The following is a 1,111-nucleotide window of genomic DNA, read 5'->3' as shown; positions in this document are numbered from 1 at the left end:
TGGACCGGCGTAATCAAGCATCAGGAATGGACTCATTTGTTTTCCTAGATGCTGATAGAAAAACAAGGTTCGCACTGGGAAGCCATCGCCCACCCAATGTCCCTGATCATTGCCTTGTATGCCAATACATTTCTTCATAATTTAACCAATCGCTGATCAACCAATCCTAATTAAGACCTCTTAAACTGACTTGTGATTTTTGCAATACGCTCACCATACAAGCGGGCCGTTTCTAAGTCGCCTGAATTCACCTCCTCAGTACTAGCATCTGAAGGTGTCTGCATCATTGCCCCTGCGGATGAGCCTACATAATTCACATCATCACGTTTGGCAGATTTAGCGTTAGAAGGCATTAAACCAGTGCCAACCCAAATACCCGAATGCTGCATTGCCAAGGTAAAGAAGTAATGCAATGTAGAGTGCTTATCACCATTCATCGTGGCAGAGTTTGTGAATCCACCAAAGATCTTGTCTTTCCATTGCTGCCCATACCAAATCTTCGAGCTAGCATCAGCAAACTTCTTAAACTGCCAACTGACTGTTCCCATATAAGTTGGTGAACCAAACACTATTGCATCTGCAGCGTTTAGGATCTCCCACTGAGAATCGGTGATATTGCCCTCAGCATCTATTGAGATCAATATACCGTTGGCGCCCTTAGCAACAGATTCTGCCTGCTTTACCGTGTGCCCATAGCCACTATGAAATACCACTGCAACTTTAGTCATCGCATCTCCTTTATTGTTAAATTTACTTACTAAATAATGCTTTCACATTTCTTAATACAAGCACTATTTGATCCAATTCTTTTTTACTGAGCCCATCCATTGCTTTGGCAAGATATTTCACATGATCGGGAAATATCTTTTTAAATAATTTCTCACCTGCTTTACTTAACCCAATTTTGTAGCTTCTGCCATCATCTACATTGACGTACTTTTTTATTAAACCTTTTGCTATAAGTCTCTCTAGTACTCCAGTCATGGTTCCTTTTGAAACCAGCGTCTTTTCGCCTAGCTCCTTACAAGTCATTGGCGGTTGATTTCCAAGGGTCGCAACAATATCAAACTGGGTCATGGTGAGACCCATGCCCCTAATGTGATCTGCAGAG

Annotated in this window: 2 protein-coding genes and 1 pseudogene; all 3 read right to left on the bottom strand. The window is 42.0% G+C overall.

Annotated features, from left to right (window positions below):
* A pseudogene (locus B7Y67_RS18995) lies at nucleotides 1-138 on the bottom strand (pirin family protein); the annotation flags it as partial.
* Nucleotides 139-170: 32 nt separating this feature from the next.
* The gene (locus B7Y67_RS18990) at nucleotides 171-728 is read right to left on the bottom strand and encodes a flavodoxin family protein (protein ID WP_293599964.1); all 558 of its coding nucleotides are present in this window, start codon (nucleotides 726-728) and stop codon (nucleotides 171-173) included.
* 22 nt (nucleotides 729-750) lie between these two features.
* Nucleotides 751-1,077 carry a MarR family winged helix-turn-helix transcriptional regulator gene (locus tag B7Y67_RS18985; protein ID WP_367227317.1) on the bottom strand — a complete coding sequence of 109 codons (327 nt, stop codon included), beginning with the start codon at nucleotides 1,075-1,077 and terminating at the stop codon, nucleotides 751-753.
* Between the last annotated feature and the right edge of the window lie 34 nt (nucleotides 1,078-1,111).

It is taken from the genome of Polynucleobacter sp. 35-46-11 (genome assembly GCF_002281105.1).
This window is presented reverse-complemented; position numbering and strand designations above follow the sequence as displayed.